Source organism: Mycobacteroides franklinii, assembly GCF_002013895.1.
GTDB lineage: Bacteria > Actinomycetota > Actinomycetes > Mycobacteriales > Mycobacteriaceae > Mycobacterium > Mycobacterium franklinii.
Map to the genome: position 1 here is coordinate 63,103 of NZ_MAFQ01000009.1, position 17,831 is coordinate 80,933.

Annotated in this window: 21 protein-coding genes and 1 tRNA gene; 10 read left to right on the forward strand and 12 right to left on the reverse strand. The window is 64.0% G+C overall.

The annotated features are described in order from the left end of the window. Window positions 1-8 precede the first annotated feature (8 nt). Window positions 9-323, reverse strand: a complete 315-nt coding sequence (locus B4393_RS16255; protein ID WP_078334969.1) for a hypothetical protein — start codon at window positions 321-323, stop codon at window positions 9-11. 89 nt (window positions 324-412) lie between these two features. Between B4393_RS16255 and B4393_RS16260 the strand changes: the two genes are divergently transcribed. From B4393_RS16260 to B4393_RS16270, 3 genes are read left to right on the forward strand one after another with little or no spacing between them, the layout of a single operon-like run. Next, entirely contained in the window at window positions 413-1,480 is a 1,068-nt protein-coding gene (locus B4393_RS16260) for a YncE family protein (protein ID WP_078334970.1), read from the forward strand. Then, a complete protein-coding gene (locus tag B4393_RS16265) occupies window positions 1,477-1,737 on the forward strand; it encodes a DUF5703 family protein (protein ID WP_078334971.1) in 261 nt (86 codons plus the stop codon). Before B4393_RS16260 ends, B4393_RS16265 begins: the two co-directional genes overlap by 4 nt. Further along, a complete protein-coding gene (locus tag B4393_RS16270; RefSeq protein WP_078334972.1) occupies window positions 1,737-2,798 on the forward strand; it encodes a quinone-dependent dihydroorotate dehydrogenase in 1,062 nt (353 codons plus the stop codon). Before B4393_RS16265 ends, B4393_RS16270 begins: the two co-directional genes overlap by 1 nt. 13 nt (window positions 2,799-2,811) lie before the next feature. On the opposite strand, the gene B4393_RS16275 is transcribed toward B4393_RS16270, so the two are convergent. Further along, the gene (locus tag B4393_RS16275) at window positions 2,812-3,333 is read right to left on the reverse strand and encodes a YbhB/YbcL family Raf kinase inhibitor-like protein (RefSeq protein ID WP_078281462.1); all 522 of its coding nucleotides are present in this window, start codon (window positions 3,331-3,333) and stop codon (window positions 2,812-2,814) included. Window positions 3,334-3,354: 21 nt separating this feature from the next. Continuing rightward, window positions 3,355-4,683, reverse strand: a complete 1,329-nt coding sequence (locus B4393_RS16280) for a M20/M25/M40 family metallo-hydrolase (RefSeq protein WP_191988866.1) — start codon at window positions 4,681-4,683, stop codon at window positions 3,355-3,357. Window positions 4,684-4,809: 126 nt separating this feature from the next. Between B4393_RS16280 and B4393_RS16285 the strand changes: the two genes are divergently transcribed. Further along, window positions 4,810-4,895: transfer RNA gene (locus B4393_RS16285), tRNA-Leu, on the forward strand. 245 nt (window positions 4,896-5,140) lie between these two features. Here B4393_RS16285 and B4393_RS16290 read toward each other — a convergent pair. After that, window positions 5,141-6,601: an arylsulfotransferase family protein gene (locus B4393_RS16290; protein WP_236743178.1), complete on the reverse strand. Its 1,461-nt coding sequence runs from the start codon at window positions 6,599-6,601 to the stop codon at window positions 5,141-5,143. Window positions 6,602-6,986: 385 nt separating this feature from the next. On the opposite strand from B4393_RS16290, the gene B4393_RS16295 reads away from it, so the two are divergent. From B4393_RS16295 to B4393_RS16305, 3 genes are read left to right on the forward strand one after another with little or no spacing between them, the layout of a single operon-like run. Then, window positions 6,987-7,334, forward strand: coding sequence for a molybdopterin oxidoreductase (locus B4393_RS16295; RefSeq protein WP_078334974.1), 348 nt, complete (start codon window positions 6,987-6,989; stop codon window positions 7,332-7,334). Continuing rightward, a complete protein-coding gene (gene nirB / locus B4393_RS16300) occupies window positions 7,331-9,802 on the forward strand; it encodes a nitrite reductase large subunit NirB (RefSeq protein WP_078334975.1) in 2,472 nt (823 codons plus the stop codon). Before B4393_RS16295 ends, nirB begins: the two co-directional genes overlap by 4 nt. After that, entirely contained in the window at window positions 9,799-10,122 is a 324-nt protein-coding gene (locus B4393_RS16305) for a Rieske (2Fe-2S) protein (protein WP_078334976.1), read from the forward strand. Before nirB ends, B4393_RS16305 begins: the two co-directional genes overlap by 4 nt. Window positions 10,123-10,142: 20 nt before the next feature. Here B4393_RS16305 and B4393_RS16310 read toward each other — a convergent pair whose 3' ends face one another. The 4 genes from B4393_RS16310 to B4393_RS16325 all read right to left on the reverse strand — a co-directional run bounded on the left by B4393_RS16310 (window position 10,143) and on the right by B4393_RS16325 (window position 12,618). After that, window positions 10,143-10,745, reverse strand: a complete 603-nt coding sequence (locus B4393_RS16310; protein WP_078334977.1) for a M15 family metallopeptidase — start codon at window positions 10,743-10,745, stop codon at window positions 10,143-10,145. A gap of 15 nt (window positions 10,746-10,760) precedes the next feature. Further along, on the reverse strand, window positions 10,761-11,222 hold the full coding sequence (locus tag B4393_RS16315; protein ID WP_078334978.1) for a hypothetical protein: 462 nt from the start codon (window positions 11,220-11,222) through the stop codon (window positions 10,761-10,763). Window positions 11,223-11,267: 45 nt separating this feature from the next. Beyond that, a complete protein-coding gene (gene wag31, locus B4393_RS16320) occupies window positions 11,268-12,095 on the reverse strand; it encodes a DivIVA-like cell division protein Wag31 (RefSeq protein WP_070935018.1) in 828 nt (275 codons plus the stop codon). Between the two features lie 229 nt (window positions 12,096-12,324). Then, window positions 12,325-12,618 (reverse strand): YggT family protein, encoded by a 294-nt coding sequence (locus B4393_RS16325; protein ID WP_070936748.1) that lies wholly within the window; start codon window positions 12,616-12,618, stop codon window positions 12,325-12,327. Between the two features lie 210 nt (window positions 12,619-12,828). On the opposite strand from B4393_RS16325, the gene B4393_RS16330 reads away from it, so the two are divergent. From B4393_RS16330 to B4393_RS16340, 3 genes are read left to right on the forward strand one after another with little or no spacing between them, the layout of a single operon-like run. Then, entirely contained in the window at window positions 12,829-13,293 is a 465-nt protein-coding gene (locus B4393_RS16330) for an SRPBCC family protein (RefSeq protein WP_078334979.1), read from the forward strand. Then, window positions 13,290-13,631: an ArsR/SmtB family transcription factor gene (locus tag B4393_RS16335; RefSeq protein WP_078334980.1), complete on the forward strand. Its 342-nt coding sequence runs from the start codon at window positions 13,290-13,292 to the stop codon at window positions 13,629-13,631. Before B4393_RS16330 ends, B4393_RS16335 begins: the two co-directional genes overlap by 4 nt. A gap of 25 nt (window positions 13,632-13,656) precedes the next feature. Next, on the forward strand, window positions 13,657-14,403 hold the full coding sequence (locus B4393_RS16340; RefSeq protein ID WP_078335123.1) for a DUF899 domain-containing protein: 747 nt from the start codon (window positions 13,657-13,659) through the stop codon (window positions 14,401-14,403). A gap of 70 nt (window positions 14,404-14,473) precedes the next feature. On the opposite strand, the gene B4393_RS16345 is transcribed toward B4393_RS16340, so the two are convergent. The 4 genes from B4393_RS16345 to ftsZ all read right to left on the reverse strand — a co-directional run bounded on the left by B4393_RS16345 (window position 14,474) and on the right by ftsZ (window position 17,801). Beyond that, complete coding sequence (locus B4393_RS16345; RefSeq protein ID WP_070935026.1) at window positions 14,474-15,115, reverse strand: cell division protein SepF; 642 nt, start codon at window positions 15,113-15,115, stop codon at window positions 14,474-14,476. Window positions 15,116-15,203: 88 nt separating this feature from the next. After that, window positions 15,204-15,914, reverse strand: coding sequence for a YggS family pyridoxal phosphate-dependent enzyme (locus tag B4393_RS16350; RefSeq protein ID WP_078334981.1), 711 nt, complete (start codon window positions 15,912-15,914; stop codon window positions 15,204-15,206). Then, complete coding sequence (gene pgeF, locus B4393_RS16355) at window positions 15,914-16,621, reverse strand: peptidoglycan editing factor PgeF (RefSeq protein ID WP_078334982.1); 708 nt, start codon at window positions 16,619-16,621, stop codon at window positions 15,914-15,916. The genes B4393_RS16350 and pgeF overlap by 1 nt, the downstream gene beginning before the upstream one ends. Before the next feature lie 22 nt (window positions 16,622-16,643). After that, window positions 16,644-17,801, reverse strand: a complete 1,158-nt coding sequence (ftsZ, locus tag B4393_RS16360; protein ID WP_070935032.1) for a cell division protein FtsZ — start codon at window positions 17,799-17,801, stop codon at window positions 16,644-16,646. Window positions 17,802-17,831: the final 30 nt, after the last annotated feature.

The following is a 17,831-nucleotide window of genomic DNA, read 5'->3' on the forward strand; positions in this document are numbered from 1 at the left end:
AGATCGCCCTAGCCGGCCAGCAGCCGGGCGACCCGGCTGGTGCTCACCGGCTGCGCGTCGGCAACCAGATCGCGCACCGCGGCAACAACGCTGCGTTCATCGGTGACGTCGATATCGGTGATCGGCCGGGTTCCCACCGCCACCACATCGCTGTCGTCGGGAACCAGCTCGGTAAGGAAGGCTCGGTAGATCTCGACACGCAGCAACGAGTCCTCGATGCGGAAAGCGAAGCTACGACCATCGCCTACCTCACCAAACCCATTCGCGTGCACGCCCGTTACCAGGACCTCAACGGTGAAGACCGGACTGTCGGCAAGCGTCATGGTCCTTACGATAGCCCTCAGCTACCGATTGCTAGCACCGAACGCGCCGAGAAAGTCATCTCCTGCTCGGCAATCCCAGGTCAATTGCAATGATGGACACGATGAACCGTTTACGGGGCCGCGATGTGCGCGGTATAAGGGGCACAGTCGTCGCGTTAGCAGCCGTCATGTCGGTGGCCTCGGGCGCCCTATCGGGGTGCTCATCCGGCAGCGATAGCGAAAATTCCACCGATCCGCGCGTCATCACCCCGGCCTCGGCGGCACAGTCACCTCCGGTGACCACAGTTCCGGCCGGGACAGTGCACCGATTCGCCGGCTCAGCCGGCGCCGTGTTGTTCGACACCTCGACCCGCGGGGTGTCGATTCTGACCCATGACGGCCACACAGTGACGCTGTTCACGCGAGAGAACCTGGATGTGCCACGTCACACCGTCGCGCTGCCCTCGCCGGCCACCGCGGCCATCGACGACGGTCGCGGCACGCTGTATCTGTCCACGAAGGGTGGCTACTACACCCTCGATATCGCCTCCGGGCGCGCCGACAAGGTCAACATCTCGGGCCATGAACAGAGCGAATTCTCGGCCATCGCCCGTCGCCCGGACGGCCGAATCGTGTTGGGAGGCGGCGACGGATCCGTCTTCACCCTCGACGCCCAGAACCAGGTCACCGCGCACGCCACAGGTTTCGCGCATGTTGATTCCCTTGCCTACCAAGGGAGTACCGTCGCCGCCCTGGATCGCGCCCAGAGCTCGGTGACCACGCTGACGAACGCCGGTGACGGCACCGCGCACGCGTTGCGGGCCGGCGACGGCGCCACCACGATGCTCGCCGATGACAAGGGGCGTCTGCTGGTGGCCGATACCCGCGGCGGCGCCCTGCTGGTCTTCGGGCTCGCGGATTCACTCATCCTGCGCCAGCGTTACCCCGTGCCCGGCGCCCCGTACGGGCTCGCGTACTCGACCGCGCTGATCTGGGTGTCACAGACGGCGTCAAACACAGTTATTGGCTACGATTTGTCTACCGGCATCCCCGAGGAAAGGGCTCGATTCGCAACTGTGCGGCAACCTAATTCACTGGTCAGCGACGGATCCACGTTGTTTGTGGCGTCCGGCGCGGGTGACGGGATACAGGCGATCGACATCAGGGGCATCGGATGAGCCGCGCCGCGCGTAGTAGCTTTCCGGCGGGCTGGGAAAGCGAATCCGATGATGACTACGACTATTACCCGTTGCGGCTGCCACCGGAAATCACCCGGATCACGGCCTCGTTGCGGTTGTCGATTCAGGCCGAGTTCGGCGGCTGGGAACTCACCCGCGTCCGGCTCTACACCGATGGTAGTCGCCGGGTTCTGTTGCGCCGCAAGAAGTTACGTGGCGCCCTGGCCGGCGCTCCGATGACGGCGCCGGTGTTGTGATGCTGTACACCATCCTGCTGCGGCTGCTCTTTCTGGTGCCGCCCGAACGCGTGCACACCCTGACCTTCGCGGTGCTGCGCGCCGCTGCCGCCTTCGCACCGACCCGGTGGCTGATGGATCGGCTGTGTGCCCCGACCGATCCCATCTTGGCCAGCGAGGTGTTCGGGGTGCCCTTCCCCGCCCCGCTGGGACTGGCCGCCGGATTCGACAAGAACGGCGAAGGCTTGAAGGTGTGGGGCCCACTGGGATTCGGCTATGCCGAGGTGGGCACGGTGACGGCCATCGCCCAACCCGGTAACCCGAAACCTCGGCTGTTCCGGCTCAAGGCCGACCGCGGCCTGCTCAACCGGATGGGCTTCAACAACCACGGCGCGGCGGCGCTGGCACCCCGGCTGGCGGCACGCAAGGTCACGGTGCCCATCGGGGCCAACATCGGCAAGTCGAAGATCGTCGAAGCTGCCTTCGCCTCGTCGGACTACCGGGTGAGCGCCCGGCTGGTGGGGCCCACCGCCGACTTCTTGGTCGTCAACGTGAGCTCCCCCAACACCCCCGGCCTACGCGATCTACAAGCCATCGGGGAACTACGCAAGATCCTCTCCGCGGTTTTGGAGGAGACCACCGCGCCAGTGCTGGTGAAGATCGCCCCGGATCTCTCCGACGCCGATATCGACGAGATCGCGGATTTGGCAGCAGAACTCGGCCTTGCGGGCATCGTCGCCACCAACACCACCATCAGCCGCGCCGGACTGAAGACGCCGGATGTGGCAGACCTAGGCGCGGGAGGGGTTTCCGGAGCGCCGGTGGCCGCACGCTCGCTGGAGGTGCTGCAACGGCTGTACCGCCGAGTGGGAGATCGCCTGGTGCTCATCAGCGTCGGCGGCATCGAGGACGCCGACGATGCGTGGGCACGGATCACCGCCGGGGCATCACTGCTGCAGGGTTACACCGGCTTCATCTATCGGGGTGGCTTCTACGCCAAGCGAATTCACGACGGTATCGCCCAGCGGCTGCGCGCGAACGGATTCCGCAGCCTTCAGGAAGCCGTCGGCACGGCCTCCTGAAGGCGCGAACACCTCAGTGCTGCTCGTAGGTGCCGACGATGACGGCGCGGGCGATCGCGTGCCCGAGCAGGTTGAAATTCAGGAATGCCGGAGTGGCGTTTTCGGGAATCTCCAGCTTGGGGACGTCGACGGCATGCACGGCGATGTAGTAGCGGTGCGGGCCGTGCCCGGCCGGCGGGGCGGCGCCGAGGAAACGCTTGAGGCTGGCGTCATTGGCCAAGGTGATTGCGTCACCGGGCAATCCACTGCCATCTCCGACTCCCGCGGGCAGCTGCGTCGTCGTCGCGGGCAGGTTCACCACCGCCCAGTGCCAGAAACCGGAGACGGTCGGCGCATCCGGGTCATACACCGTGACGGCGAAGCTTTGGGTCTCCTCCGGGAATCCGGACCAGCTGAGCTCGGGTGATTCGTCCTGGCCGCCGGCGCCGAAGATTCCGCTGACCTGAGCATTCGCCAGTGGCTGTCCATCGGTGACACTCTCGGAGGTCAGGGTGAAGGTCGGCAGCGGTGGCAGGGCATCGTACGGAGAGGGCATGGGGATCCTTTCGGGGCGTGATCAGTGATTGAGCAGGAAATGCTGGAGAACCTTGGTGCCGAACGTCAACGCGTCGACCGGCACCCGCTCGTCCACGCCATGGAACAGCGAGGCGAAATCGAGCTCCGGCGGCAACTTCAGCGGCGCGAAGCCGAAGCAACGAATACCCAATCGGGCGAACGCTTTTGCGTCGGTGCCGCCGGAAAGCATGTACGGCACCGTGCGCGCCTCGGGATCGAATTCGAGTACCGCGGCGTTCATCGCGTCGACCAGATCGCCGTCGAACGTGGTCTCGTAGGCCGGGAGCAGCTGCACCCATTCCCGTTCGACATCGGGTCCGATGATCTCGTCGACCTCACGCTCGAAGGCCGCCAACCGGCCGGGCAGCACGCGACAGTCGATGACGGCCTCGGCGGTCGCCGGAATGACGTTGGCCTTGTATCCGGCCTTGAGCATGGTGGGGTTGGCGGTATCGCGCAGGGTGGCACCGACAATCTTGCCGATCGAGCCCAGCTTGGCGACCGTGCCTTCCAAATCCGGTGAGTCCGCGTCGAAGTCGTAGCCCGTCTCCTCGGCCACCGCGGTCAGGAATTGGGTGACCGCCTCCGTCAATACCAGCGGGAACTTGTGCCGGCCCAGCTTGGCGACGGCTTCGGCGACGGCGGTGACGGCGTTGTCCTCATGCACCATCGAGCCGTGACCGGCCCGGGCCTTGGCGGTCAGTCTCATCCACGCAATGCCCTTCTCCGCCGTCTCGAGCAGATACAGGCGCCGTTCTCCGCCCTCCTTGCGAGGCACGGTGAGCGAGAAGCCACCCACCTCACCGATCGCCTCGGTGACACCCTCGAACAGGTCGGGCCGGTTGTCCACGAGCCACTGAGAGCCCCACTTGCCGCCGTTCTCCTCGTCGGAAACGAACGCCCAGACGAGATCGCGGGGCGGGACCGTCCCCGATCGCTTGAAGTGCCGGGCGATGGCGACCATCATGCCGACCATGTCCTTCATGTCGACGGCGCCGCGGCCCCACACGTAGCCGTCGGTGACCGCCCCCGAGAAGGGATTCACGCTCCAATCGGCGGCCTCGGCGGGGACTACATCCAGATGGCCGTGGATGAGCAGGGCACCGCGGTCCGCGTTCGCCCCGGGCAGCCGCGCGAAGAGATTTCCACGCCCGGGCGCACCCGCCTCGACGTACTCACACGTGTATCCAACCTCCTCCAGCTGCTGCTGGATCCACCGTGCGCATTCGGCTTCGCCCTTGGTGGTCTCCAGCTCTCCGGTGTTGGAGGTATCGAAACGGATCAGCGTGCTGACCAGATCGACGACCTCATCCTCGGGCGCCGGGTTCACAGAAGTCACAACTACCTTTCCTACCATCGTCGATAGCGACGCACCGGGCTCCGACGACCGGTTTGGGCTCTGTGCGGGGTTTCCGCTAGCCTATGACGGCGACCACGGGCCATAGTGCCCGCACTTGTCCGAGTGGCGGAATGGCAGACGCGCTAGCTTGAGGTGCTAGTGCCCTATTAACGGGCGTGGGGGTTCAAGTCCCCCCTCGGACACAACACTGAGGCGAGCGAATCGAACTCTCGTGTTCATTTCCGAACCCATGGAGTGTGTTGAGCGGCGAAGCCGCGATCACACCGATCCGTGGCACGCTGCCATCGGCAGCCGTAGACCATCTCAGCTTGCTTTCTGGCTGAACGCGAGAAGCACGAGAAACGAAAGCCGGATGCGTCACCGCGCCGACGTCGTCCTCAGCGCATGCATCATCTGGACACGCCAAATGGGGTCATCAACTCTCGTTCTATGTTTTGGTTGGGTCGCTGTTGCCGATGGTGGTGCCGTTTTTGTCGAGGGCTTGGATTTGGAAATAGGTGCCTGCGGTGGGTGTTGTGGCCGGTATGGGGATGGGTGTGTTGAGTCCGTTCCAGGGGGCAGTTAGCAGGGGTTTGAGCGCATCAGGGGTGGGCCCGGTGAGGACTTTCCAGTGAGTGACTTCGGTGGCGCCGTTCCAGACCGCGTGCAAGGTGGGCCGGGCATTGCTGCTGGTTATGGCCAGTTCTGGTTTCTGGGTGGGGTGTCCGGTCCAGGGCTGCAAGAACGCGCGGTAGGTTCCTACCCCACCACTTCCCACGTTGCCCTCTAGTTTTTGTGGAGCATTTTCGGGTTGGCTGGCGCTCCATACGACTCGGCCGTCGGCGGCGAATTCGGTAATCCGGTTCGCATCACCCCAGCCGGTGAACGTGTTGCCACTAGGAAGGCTTTGCACGCTGCCTTGGGTGAACGTTCCCAGGCTGTCCGGCTGGGTCCACTCGCGGACCAGGGTCGCCGTCCGGGCCTGGTGGTCGAGCCGGATCCATTTGATACTGGACGGGCCGTGACGGGTCCCACCGAGGTCCACGTTGTTGTTGAACAACGTGATCGTGTTTGCGTCCACGAATTGTGGATCGTGCTGGCCTGCGAAGTCCGCCCCAGGGCCGAGCGTGAAGGTCGAGTCTTTCCCGCCGAGTTTCCATTTGACGGCGCCGGTGTGTGCGTCGACGGCGACCAGCTCGTTGGCCGCGCGCACCGATACCAACAGATCACCGTCGGGGTCCAGGGCCACCGAATTGATGTGCAGGGGAGCCACCGCAGCTTGCCCTGGAATGTTGGACAGATCACGGTAACTGAGTGCGCTATCGGTCACCGGGAGATGCTGTGCCGAATCCCATTCCAGCACAGTGTCACCGGATGCGATGTCGACGACATTGACGATGCTGTTGTTGATCTTCCCGTTCTTGGGTCCGCCGATGCCCGTGAGATCAGCATCAATGGTCTTCACTGACGTGATCAACGCCCGCCCGTCAGGGGTGATGCGGAACTCGTGAAAGTCCGACGGCGTACCGTGCGGAGTGATCTTCTTGATGATCTTGTAGTTGGTATCCGCGATGTAATCGGCACCAGCGAGTTTGGTGCCCTGGAACCAGGTCAGAACAGGCTTACCCTGATACGTCTGGACCTGAAAGTTCCCCGCGTCCTGGTCATTCGGGATCTGCAGGAACCAGACCGGCCGGCCTTTCTTGTCCAGAATCTGCGGGCCGGACGCGATTTCGGGGATCCCGTTGCCAAAAAGATTGGCCGCTCCCGCGCCGCCACCATTGATGAACACAAATCCCGGATCCGAACCGGGCGCATCGGCGGTGACAGTCAGCGGCGGCGCAGCCAGCTGTGTCTGCGGGATCGACCCGGCATCCTGCGCGAGTGCACCCGCCGCCTCAGAAGACACCTGGCGTGAAGACGAACACCCTGTCGCCAGCGACACCAGCACTACCGCCCCCACACCAAAACCCCTGACCATCCCCCTGTAATTTGGCAGCCCGCAGTGGTGTAACCGCATCATCTGCGCAAGATTAGACCAATCCTGTGAAGTCTCTGCGAATCGCCCCGGTATGCCCGGTACCCGGAGAATGCTGTGCCGGCGGGGCCTGACTGACGCCCCCTTCATACCGGGGCATACCTTCGCCAGCCAGGGCGTGCGAAAGGAACATTTTGTTCATTTCGCGGCCGATGGGGCCACTCACCTACCGCTTTAGCGAGGCTGAGAGGTATTGCTGACATGCCGATAATGCGGAGGTAGTTGTTCGGTCATCGCAAGCGCCGAATCTCGAGTGATGGCCAGCGCATACACGTTTCTTCAGGGAGTGTTCCCCTTCCACGGCAACGGGCTGGACAAGCCGGAGCTCATCGACGACTCGATGGTTCATGTGGTGCGCTCGGGTGCGGTCGCGCAGCCGTTGTATCTGCGCGGAGGCAACTCGTCTGACGAACTGATCGTGGTCACCTTGACGCGGGACGGACTCCCGATGCGAATGTTTCCGATGGGTGCCCGCGCATCGATCAACGTGCCGCTGCGGGTGGTGGAAGATGTTGATCCCGACACTCGCCTGGAGCTGCGGGTGGCCGCACCGCCGGGGGCATCCGGTGAGGTTGTGATCGACTTCGGGCTGGTGGAGATATGAGCCGTCTAGTCGTCGTGGGCAACGGCATGGCCGGCGCCCGCACCGTCGAGGAGATCGTGAGCCGCGCACCGGAGCTTTTCGACATCACGATGATCGGTGATGAACCGTACGGCAACTACAACCGAATCATGCTCTCGCACGTGCTGGCCGGCGAAGCGTCGGTGGATGACGATCTGATGCTCAACCCCATGAGCTGGTACCGGCAGAACCACATCACCCTGTTCGCCGGCGACCGCGCGGTCACCATGGACAGATTCGGCAAGACCATCAGCTGCGAAAGCGGGCGCGAGCTGGCCTACGACACGCTCATCATCGCAACCGGCAGCAACACGTTCTTCCCTAATATGGACGGGCTGCGCGAAAAGGATGGGCGACTGGGCCGCAACGTGTTCGGCTTCAGGACGATCGCCGACACCAATGGGATGTTGCAGATGGCCCAAGCACGCGACAAGGTAAAAGCCGTCGTGATCGGCGGCGGGTTGCTCGGCCTGGAGGCCGCGTACGGATTGCGAACCCAGGGCGTTGACGTCGACGTTGTGCACTCGCCCGGCCACCTCATGAACCAGCAGCTCGACGAGCGCGGTGGACATATCTTGCGGAGCAAGATCGAATCACTCGGAGTAGGAGTGCACACCGCCAAACGCACGACCGCGGTGCTTCGGGACGACCCCGGCGACGTCGTCGGGGTCGGGTTCCAGGACGGAAGTTCACTGACCGCAGACATGGTGGTGGTAACCGCAGGGATCCGGCCCAATGTGGAACTAGCGCGACGCGCCGGGCTGGTGGTCGAGCGTGGAATCGTTGTCGATGACCAAATGCGCTGCGAAGATGAAGGTTCCATCTACGCCCTGGGTGAATGCTGCCAGCACCGCGGTGAGACATATGGGCTCGTCGCACCGCTATGGGAGCAGGCTGTAGTCCTTGCCGACGTTCTGACAGGGGCGAATCCTCAAGCGGCATACCATGGTTCGCGGCTGACCACCAAACTCAAGGTGGCCGGAGTCGACGTCGCCGCGATGGGCGTCAAGGGACCCGAGCGCGACGATGACGAATTCGTCCAGTTCTACGAGCCCAAGAACGGCATCTACAAGTCCGTCGTCGTACGTGACAACAAGCTGATCGGCGCGACCTTGTTGGGTGACACCAGCAAGATCGGCTTCTTGTCCCAGGCGTTCGACGACAAGGTCGCGCTGCCCGACGAGCGCATCAGCATGCTCTTCGACCTGGGCACCCCATCGGCGGCCACAGGAGCAGCCGAACTGGCAGACGATGCGCAGGTGTGCAATTGCAACGGCGTCACCAAGGGCGACATCGTCTCGTGCGTGCACGGCGGCGCCACCACAGTGGCCGAGGTGGTAGCTAGCACCCGAGCCGGAAAGGGCTGCGGCACATGCAAAGGCCTGGTGACCGACATCGTCAGTTGCGCAGCGGGCGGCACTCTCGCCGAGGACCCGTCGACAAATTGGTACGTGCCGAGCATCCCACTGCCCAAGCCGGAACTGATCGCCACCATCATCGACCGCCAATTGCGCTCCGTTTCAGACGTTTTTACCGAACTGGCACCGAGCGGCGAGACTGCTGGCGACAAAATGGCGCTGGCGTCACTGCTGCGCACCATCTGGGGGCGTGACTGGTTCCAGGAACAGGGGGCGTTGTTCATCAACGACCGGGTACATGCCAACATCCAGCGAGACGGCACTTTCTCGGTCGTTCCGCAGATGAAGGGCGGTGTCACCACACCCGAACAGCTGCGCACGATCGCCGACGTCGCCGATAAATATCGAGTACCTCTGGTCAAAGTAACCGGCGGCCAACGAATCGACCTGCTCGGGATCAAGAAGGAAGACCTGCCGAAAGTATGGGCAGACTTGGACATGCCATCCGGATACGCCTACGGCAAGAGCTTCCGTACTGTGAAAACCTGTGTGGGAAGCGACTTCTGCCGATACGGGCTGGGCGATTCAACGTCTCTGGGCATAGCGCTCGAAGAACTGTTCCAGGGGCTGGAAACCCCGGCCAAGCTGAAGCTCGCCGTCGCCGGCTGCCCACGGAATTGTTCTGAGGCACTGTGCAAGGACCTTGGTGTCGTCAGTATCGGCGATGGCCGCTGGGAGATCTACGTCGGCGGCGCAGCAGGAGCTCATATCCGCAAAGGCGACGTGCTGGCTACCGTGGAATCCACCGACGAAGTCCTCACGCTGGCAGGCAGATTCATCCAGTTCTACCGGGAGAACGCACGCTGGCTCGAGCGTACCTACGACTTCGTCCCGCGGGTCGGGATCGACGAACTCCAACGAATCCTCGTCGACGACGAGGACGGTGTGTGCCCGGAGCTGCAAGAACGCCTACAACTATCGGTTGACAGCTACCGAGACCCATGGAAAGACCGCGAAACCCCAGCATCCCCAGCGCAGTTCGCGCCGTCACTACCGCTGCTGCCACTACCACAGGTGCCGGTGCGGACATGACCGGCGTCATTACCCAACTTGTCGGATCGGTCGCCGACCTGACCCCCGGCGAGGGCAAGACCTACGTCGTCGACGGCAAGCAGATCGCCGTATTCCTGCTCACCGATGGAACATTGCGCGCCGTGGACGCGGTATGCCCCCATCGCGGCGGACCGCTAGCCGACGGACAAGTTGATACCTTGACGCTAATCTGCCCGCTGCACCAATACGCGTTCAGCCTCACGGACGGCACCTGCAGCGCACCCCACATCGACGCCATCAACACCTACCAAGCCGAAATTACCGGCGAGGAAACAATATCCATCACCCTCGCTCAATAGCTTTCCGCGCAGGGCAGCGGTCAACCCGCCGCGTTGACACGCAGCGGCGGACACTGCCCCTCGGCATCCGCGGTCAGCTCGTAGTGCCATTTCTCGTTGGCGAAGACCTGACACAGACCGAACTGTGTGCTGTGCGCCAGCATCCACCCGTAGGCCGCGGCAGGGCCTATGTCGACGGCCTTGCCCTGCACATGATGCGATTCATCGGGGGTGGCTACCCACTGCCGGGCGACTGCCAGACTCCCGTACGTCTGTACCGCATCATCGAGTAACTGCTGCTGGAAGGCCCGCGAACGCCAGCCCGACGTGATCAGAAGTGTCACACCGTCGGCCGCCGCGCTGGTCGCGGCGTCCTGGACCGCACGCAGCAGCGGAGGATCCAATCGGATGACCGCCAAGGACGACGTGTCGAATGGGCTGACGGGAGCCGAAAGTGCGCCGCCGTCGGGCTCCTCGCCGAGCGTGCTGGGCGTCGGTGACGGCGGAACGGTCGCCTGGGCCGTCACCAGCACGATGGTCGCCATAGCCTCCGCATGACTGCCCGTAGCCGGGCCGGCGCCGTGGCATGCCGACAGGGTGAGTGCCGCACCAGCGGCCACGCTCACGAGTGCACTACGTGACATCTAGAGAGAATCCCGTCACGACCGATGCGGCTCGTCTTCGTCCTCGTCATCGACATCGAACTGCTCGTATGTCTCCTCGGCGGAGGGGTGATGATGGGCCGCCGTGGCGGCCTCCTTGAGGCTCACCGCGGCGGCGACGGGGACCGCGTTCTCGGACACCTGCGGAATCACCGACGTCTCGGCGGGATCAGCTTCCGCCACATCGGCTTTCGCGTCGACGCCGGCAACCTCGGCGGAATGATCATCGGAATCCGCGCCGACAGGCTCACCCTCGCGCACCTCGGCGTCTTCGTCCGACTCCTCGTCGGACTCCAGGGCGCCGGCATGCCGGTCCCGGATGGCATCGACGATCATCAGCACCACACCGACAGCGGCCGCGGCGATACATACGAAGGCGAGAACTTCATTACTGGTGACCACCGCTGTCACCAGAGCAGCCAGGCCGACGGCGGCCAACACCAATGCGACGATCAGCATCGCGAATCACTCCTCATACGTGCCGCGAGCATAGACCGATCTAGATCAGTAGTTGTTCCCACGGTTGAACTGGCCGAAACCGGCTTCCTTGGATGCGTTTTCGTTCGAGGCGCCCGCATCGACGGGTGCCGCGGAACCGCGCTGGCCGAGCTCCTCAAGCTGAGACTCGAGGTAGGTCTTGAGCCGGGTGCGGTACTCGCGCTCGAATGTACGCAACTGCTCCAGACGCCCTTCCAGCACCGTGCGCTGCTGGTTGATGGTGCCCATGATCTCCGAGTGCTTGCGCTCGGCGTCGGATTGCAGGGCATCGGCTTTCTCCTGCGCCTGGCGCAGCTGGGTCTCGGAACGGGTCTGAGCATCCGAGAGTAGCGCCTCGGCCTTGGTGCGCGCCTCGGTGACCGTCTTGTCGGCGGTGGCGCGAGCCTCGCCGACAATCTGGTCCGCATTTGCGCGAGCATCGGCGAGCATCTTTTCCGACTCGGATTTGGCGTTCCCGGTCAGACGGTCCGCGGTGTCCTGTGCCAGACCCAGGATCTTGGCCGCGCGCACGTGATGTTCCTCGGTCGACGCTGCGGCCGGAGCGGCCGCCACGACAGGTGCCGGTACCGGCTCGGGCTTAGCGGGCTCGGGCTTCTTCTCCGGCTTGGGCGCCTCGTAGACGGGGGCAGCGCCACCGCCCTTGCGGGCCTCGGCCAGTTCCTGATCCAGCTCCTGAACCCGCTGGCGCAGGTCCGAGTTCTCCTCGATCAGGCGGGCCAGCTCGTTCTCCACCAGGTCGAGGAACGCATCGACCTCGTCCTCGTTGTATCCACGCTTACCGATGGGTGGCTTACTGAACGCGACGTTATGTACATCAGCTGGTGTAAGCGGCATTGCCTGCCCCTATCAAGTCTCGACGTCTGGAATCGTATTGCAGTGTAAAACGAACATGCCGTCTCACTGTAACTGGCGTCCATCCTGTCACATCCGACCCGCCGGTCGCAGCAGAGCGCGTTAAGTATCCCTCTGACGTGCATAAAAATACTCTGAGGCTTTGGATATGACGCGCTTTCGTATCCAGATCGATGTGAGTTGAATACCGAAATTCTGCGTCGCTGGCGGCTTAGCCAGCCGCCATCACGAAGGCCACCTTCATGCCAAAGAATCCGACCAAAAGCAGCAAAGTAATGGACAAATCGAATCGCACCGCACCAAGAGAGAGGGGCGGAATGAGACGACGCAATAACCGCACGGGCGGGTCGGTGATGGTGAAGATGAGCTCCAGAATCACCACCGTGGCACCCCTCGGGTGCCAATCACGGCTAATGGACTGAATGGTCTCGATCACTATGCGCGCGAAGAGCAGCAAACAGAAGAGCAAAAGCGCGTAGCCAATGATCTCAAAGAAGAGCGACAACGGACCCCTCACCGGCCAAGCGTGAACAACCACGCGCGGGCTTCTGATAACAGCAGCCCCAGCCTACCGGCAGGCCCCATCGGACCGCCCGGCGCACAACGAATCCCCTGGACCAAGCGACGCGGCCTCCTTATGCGCAACTAATGGTTGCACATAAGGGGAACAGGCGTTAACGTGAAACGCAACCGATCGTTGCAAATAGGGAGAGACATGTCATACGAACGAATCGAACGGGAGCTTCATATCGAGGCGGACCCAGAGGTCGTCTTCTCCGTCATCAGCCGTCCAGAACATATGAAGCAATGGTGGCCCGACGACGCCGAGTTCGCCCTGGCTCCCGGCGCGAACGGTGAGATCTCCTTCCACGGCGACGAACCCGGACAGATCCACGTCTTCGGGCTCACGCTCGTCGACGTGGATCCGCCGCGGCGATTCTCGTTCCGTTGGTGTTATCCGGAGGGAGATACCGCGAACCCTGAAAATTCGCTGTTGGTGACATTTGTCCTCACACCATCGGGCACCGGCACGCTGGTGCGGATGACCGAGGTCGGTTTCCGGGACCAGAACCACACCGAGGCCGAGGTCATCGAGCAGTACGAGGCGCACGAGGAGGGCTGGGCACGGCACCTACCCCGCCTCACACCGTGTGTGGCCGCACTGGCAGGCCGGTCATGACGGCAGTCATCGACGACGACCTGTGGGCCGCGGTCGGCGACCCAACCCGGCGGCGGGTCTTCGATCTCATCCTGACCGACGGTATGGCCACCGCCACCACATTGAGCGACCGTCTGCCGGTCACTCGCCAGGCCGTGACCAAACACCTCTCCGTCCTCGACAAGGCCGGTCTGGTCCACGCCACCACCAATGGGCGGGAGAAGCAGTATCGCGCCAACGCCGAACAGGTCGCACGCATCGCCGGGCAGCTCACCGCGGTGGGCGCGGCATGGGATCGACGACTGGCACGGATCAAGCAGATCGCCGAGAGCCTGCACAACATCGAGAAGGCCGAATAGATAGGAGGAAACGATGGAGCCAGTGATGAGGACACCCGCGATCGTGTCGGCGCGGGAATGGGACACCGCACACCAGGAGATGCTCGTCGAGGAGAAGGCCTTCACCAGGGCCCGCGACGCGCTGGCCGCCAAACGCCGGCGCATGCCCTGGACGGAGGTTGACGCCTCGTATCGGTTCGAGGGACCCGAGGGCCCGATGAGCCTGCTCGATCTGTTTCAGGGCAGGCGGCAACTCATCGTGTATCGCGCCTTCGTCGACCCGGGCACCGGCGACTGGCCCACCCACGGATGTATCGGCTGCTCGCTGATGGCCGACCACATCGGCAACTTGGCTCATCTGAACGCACGCGACACCACACTGGTGTACGTCTCGCGTGGGTCCCAGGCCGACCTGGAGCGCATCAAGAGCCGGATGGGATGGCAGATCCCTTGGTACACCATGGTTCCCGAGAGCAGTTTCGACCGGGACCTCGGCGTGCACAACTGGCACGGCCACAACGCGTTCATCCGAAACGGTGACCGCGTGTACCGCACCTACTTCATCAACAACCGGGGCGACGAGGCCTTCAACAACACCTGGACCTTCCTCGACATGACCGCACTGGGGCGCCAGGAGACATGGGAGGACTCGCCGGAGGGCTACCCGCAGTCCCCCGCATACGAATGGTGGGCCTGGCACGACGAATATGGCACGCAGGAGCCATCACGATGGTTCGGCGACCCTGATCCCGACGATCCACACGATCCGCGGCCCACCAAGGCGTGCCACTAACGACGAGTGCGAGCCTGGCGCGGGAATTGGTATCGAATTCCGCGCCAGGCTCGCACTCGGCCAAAGCTCTTTACTGGTAGGAGTAGAAGCCGCTCTCGGCGATCCGGCGGCGCTCCTCGGCGCTGACGTCGATATCGGACGGCGACAGCAGGAACACCTTCGTGGCGACCTTGTCGAAGGAGCCGCGCAGCGCGAACGCGAGCCCCGCCGCGAAGTCCACGACTCGCTTGGCGTCGGCGTTGTCCATCGACACCAGGTCCATGATCACCGGGGTGCCGTCGCGGAAACGCTCACCGATGGTGCGGGCCTCGCTGTAATCCTTGGGGCGCAGCGTGGTGATCTTCGACAATGGGCTTCCCTCTTCGAAGATGGCGGCGCGGCGCGGATCCATGGCCAGCGCGCCGCGGGTGGGAGCGCTACCCCGTAGCGAGCCCAAACGCGGTGCCGGACGATCGAATTCGCGCGGTGCCGGATGGCGGGCGGCAAAGCGGTCTTCCTCGGCGTAGCCCGCCGGACCAGCCGGGCGGTAGCCGGGCTCGTCGTAGCCGTATTCGGCATCGTCGGCGAACCGCTCGCCACGACGCGGGTACCGACGGTCCTCGGCGGACGCGCGGCGGGGCGCGGGAGCGTCGACATCGTCGTAGTACTCGTCGTCGTAGTCGTCCATTGGAGCCATGCCGAAGTAGGCCTTGACCTTGTGCAGCGTGCTCATCGCGTGACCTTCCGTGCGTGGGCTAAATGGAGTTCAATTGTTCGCTCGGTCTCTACAGCTGTGTTGCAAATGTGACTGGAGTGACGATCTACCGTGACGTTAGCGGTCGTTGCCCCATCAACGCCGTTCCGACACGCACACAAGTGGACCCATATTTAATGGCGGTCTCCAGGTCGTTGGACATTCCCGCCGATAAGCGACTCGCCTGCGGATAACGCTGCTGGACGCGTTCATGTTCTTGCTGGAGCCGACGAAAGGCCTGGTCGGGATCGGCCTCTCGAGGCGGCAGGGCCATCAGTCCGGCAAGCTCCAGATGCTCGCTGGCGACCACCTGCGTACATAGCTCATCCACCCCGGCGGCGTCGGCGACATCCACACCACCGCGTTCGGTATCACCGTCGAGGCTGATCTGGAGGTACACCTGCAGCGGCTCGCGCTTCTCCCCCGCCCCACGTGCGGTGTCCAACGCCGATACCAGCCGTGAGTTGTCCACCGAATGCACCGAATACGCCCAGTGGGCAACCGATTTCGCCTTGTTACGCTGGAGACTGCCTACCATGTGCCACTCAATATCCGAGTGGCCAACCTCCGTGACCTTCGCCGCGGCCTCCTGATCTCGGGATTCGCCGAAAGCGCGGCAACCCAATCGGTACAGCTCCTCGACGTCTCTGGCAGGGAAAAACTTGGTGACGGGCAGCAATTGGATCTCTTCCGGGTCGCGGCCAGCCGCCTGCGCGGCGCGCTCGACGCGATCCCGCACCGAGGACAGTGCCGCACTCAATTCTTCGGCGCGTGTCATCAGCTGAGCCAGATCACCGAAGCCAGTCGGCCGGTACGCGGCTCCCGGCGATAACTGAACAGATCGGGGTCCTCCGCCGTGCACCGCGGGTCGATATCGATCGCGGTCACGCCCAATCCGGAAAGCTGCCGGGCGATTCCGGCACGCAAATCCAGGCCAGGAGTTCCGGCCGCTGTCGTGGTGCGGCTGCCGGGCAAGGTCTGCTCCACCTCGGCGGCCATATCGACGGGCACCTCGTAGTGACGACCACTCACGGCCGGCCCGAGAAAGACCGATATGCGGCCCACCTGTGCTCCGGCCTCCACCATCGCGTCGATGGTGCGCGGCACGATACCGAGCTGGGCGCCCACTCGTCCGGCATGGGCGCCGGCCACGATTCCCGCGGCGGCATCGGCAAAGAGCACCGGGACACAGTCGGCGCTGAGTACCGCCAGCGCGATACCCGGCTCGGTGGTCATCAACGCGTCGGTCTCCGGAATGACCGACGTCCCGGGTCCCTCCACCCGGTGCACGTGGTCGCCGTGGACCTGCTGCATCCAGATGAGGTGATCGTCGGGTACCCCGATGGCGCCGGCGAGCCGTGATCGGTTGGCTGCCACCGCATCCGGGGCATCGCCGACGTGATCGCCGAGATTGAAGCTGTCAAACGGCGCGCGCGACACCCCGCCACGGCGGGTGGTGGTAACGCGCCGAACTCGAAAACCCATACGTCAGAGCGTAGTTCGTCCGCTACCGACGCATGAAGGGTGGCACATCGACATCATCCTCGTCGCCGCCGCCGAGCGTCACCGTGGACCCGTTGGTGTCCCTGGGCAAGCTCTGCGCATCGATGGTGTCGAAGATGCTGGTTCCGTTGGCGCGCGAGCCGTTGACCTCGCCGGCCTTGCCGGGGGCGACAGTGCCGGGCGCCGCCGTGCCGCTGATCGGCTTGCGGCTGGGTCCACCGGCGTCGAAGCCGGCGGCGATCACGGTGACCCGCACCTCGTCGCCGAGGGAATCGTCGATCACGGTACCGAAGATGATGTTGGCCTCGGGGTGCGCCGACTCCTGCACCAGCGACGCCGCCTCGTTGATTTCGAACAGACCCAGGTCGCTGCCACCGGCAATCGACATCAGCACGCCCTGAGCGCCTTCCATCGAGGCCTCCAGCAGCGGCGAATTGATCGCAGTCTCGGCAGCCTTGAGCGCACGACCGTCGCCGCGCGACGAGCCGATACCCATCAGGGCACTACCGGCCCCGGACATGACGCTCTTGACGTCGGCGAAGTCGACGTTGATCAGACCCGGGGTGGTGATCAGGTCGGTGATGCCCTGGACTCCGTTGAGCAGCACCTCGTCGGCGCTGCGGAAGGCGTCCATGAGCGATACCGCGGCGTCGCCCATCTGCAGCAGACGGTCGTTGGGAATGACGATGAGGGTGTCGCAGCTCTCGCGCAGCGAGCCGATTCCATTCTCGGCCTGGCCGCTGCGGCGCTTACCCTCGAAGGAGAACGGCCGGGTGACCACACCGATCGTCAGCGCGCCCAGCTTGCGGGCGATGCTGGCGACCACGGGTGCACCACCGGTACCGGTGCCACCGCCCTCGCCCGCCGTGACGAAGACCATGTCGGCGCCCTTGAGCAGCTCCTCGATCTCATCCTTGGCGTCCTCGGCAGCCTTGCGGCCCACGTCGGGGTCGGCACCGGCACCCAGACCGCGCGTGGAATCGCGGCCGACGTCGAGCTTGACGTCGGCATCGCTCATCAACAGCGCCTGCGCGTCGGTGTTGATCGCGATGAACTCGACCCCCTTGAGGCCGTGTTCGATCATGCGGTTGACGGCGTTCACGCCGCCGCCACCGATGCCGACGACCTTGATCACCGCGAGGTAGTTGTGTGGAGGCGTCATGGTCGCCTTCCTCCCTGGTTGCTGCCGAGA

Excerpts from the sequence above, each read along its gene's own strand:
- B4393_RS16265 (WP_078334971.1), top strand. The coding sequence starts at position 1,477 with ATGAGCCGCGCCGCGCGTAGTAGCTTTCCGGCGGGCTGGGAAAGCGAA.
- B4393_RS16260 (WP_078334970.1), top strand. The coding sequence starts at position 413 with ATGATGGACACGATGAACCGTTTACGGGGCCGCGATGTGCGCGGTATA.
- B4393_RS16335 (WP_078334980.1), top strand. The coding sequence starts at position 13,290 with ATGACGGCAGTCATCGACGACGACCTGTGGGCCGCGGTCGGCGACCCA.
- nirB (WP_078334975.1), top strand. The coding sequence starts at position 7,331 with ATGAGCCGTCTAGTCGTCGTGGGCAACGGCATGGCCGGCGCCCGCACC.
- B4393_RS16275 (WP_078281462.1), bottom strand. The coding sequence starts at position 3,333 with ATGCCCTCTCCGTACGATGCCCTGCCACCGCTGCCGACCTTCACCCTG.
- B4393_RS16340 (WP_078335123.1), top strand. The coding sequence starts at position 13,657 with ATGAGGACACCCGCGATCGTGTCGGCGCGGGAATGGGACACCGCACAC.
- B4393_RS16345 (WP_070935026.1), bottom strand. The coding sequence starts at position 15,115 with ATGAGCACGCTGCACAAGGTCAAGGCCTACTTCGGCATGGCTCCAATG.
- B4393_RS16255 (WP_078334969.1), bottom strand. The coding sequence starts at position 323 with ATGACGCTTGCCGACAGTCCGGTCTTCACCGTTGAGGTCCTGGTAACG.
- pgeF (WP_078334982.1), bottom strand. The coding sequence starts at position 16,621 with ATGGGTTTTCGAGTTCGGCGCGTTACCACCACCCGCCGTGGCGGGGTG.
- wag31 (WP_070935018.1), bottom strand. The coding sequence starts at position 12,095 with ATGCCGCTTACACCAGCTGATGTACATAACGTCGCGTTCAGTAAGCCA.
- ftsZ (WP_070935032.1), bottom strand. The coding sequence starts at position 17,801 with ATGACGCCTCCACACAACTACCTCGCGGTGATCAAGGTCGTCGGCATC.
- B4393_RS16295 (WP_078334974.1), top strand. The coding sequence starts at position 6,987 with ATGGCCAGCGCATACACGTTTCTTCAGGGAGTGTTCCCCTTCCACGGC.
- B4393_RS16270 (WP_078334972.1), top strand. The coding sequence starts at position 1,737 with ATGCTGTACACCATCCTGCTGCGGCTGCTCTTTCTGGTGCCGCCCGAA.
- B4393_RS16315 (WP_078334978.1), bottom strand. The coding sequence starts at position 11,222 with ATGCTGATCGTCGCATTGGTGTTGGCCGCCGTCGGCCTGGCTGCTCTG.
- B4393_RS16330 (WP_078334979.1), top strand. The coding sequence starts at position 12,829 with ATGTCATACGAACGAATCGAACGGGAGCTTCATATCGAGGCGGACCCA.
- B4393_RS16305 (WP_078334976.1), top strand. The coding sequence starts at position 9,799 with ATGACCGGCGTCATTACCCAACTTGTCGGATCGGTCGCCGACCTGACC.
- B4393_RS16310 (WP_078334977.1), bottom strand. The coding sequence starts at position 10,745 with ATGTCACGTAGTGCACTCGTGAGCGTGGCCGCTGGTGCGGCACTCACC.
- B4393_RS16350 (WP_078334981.1), bottom strand. The coding sequence starts at position 15,914 with ATGACACGCGCCGAAGAATTGAGTGCGGCACTGTCCTCGGTGCGGGAT.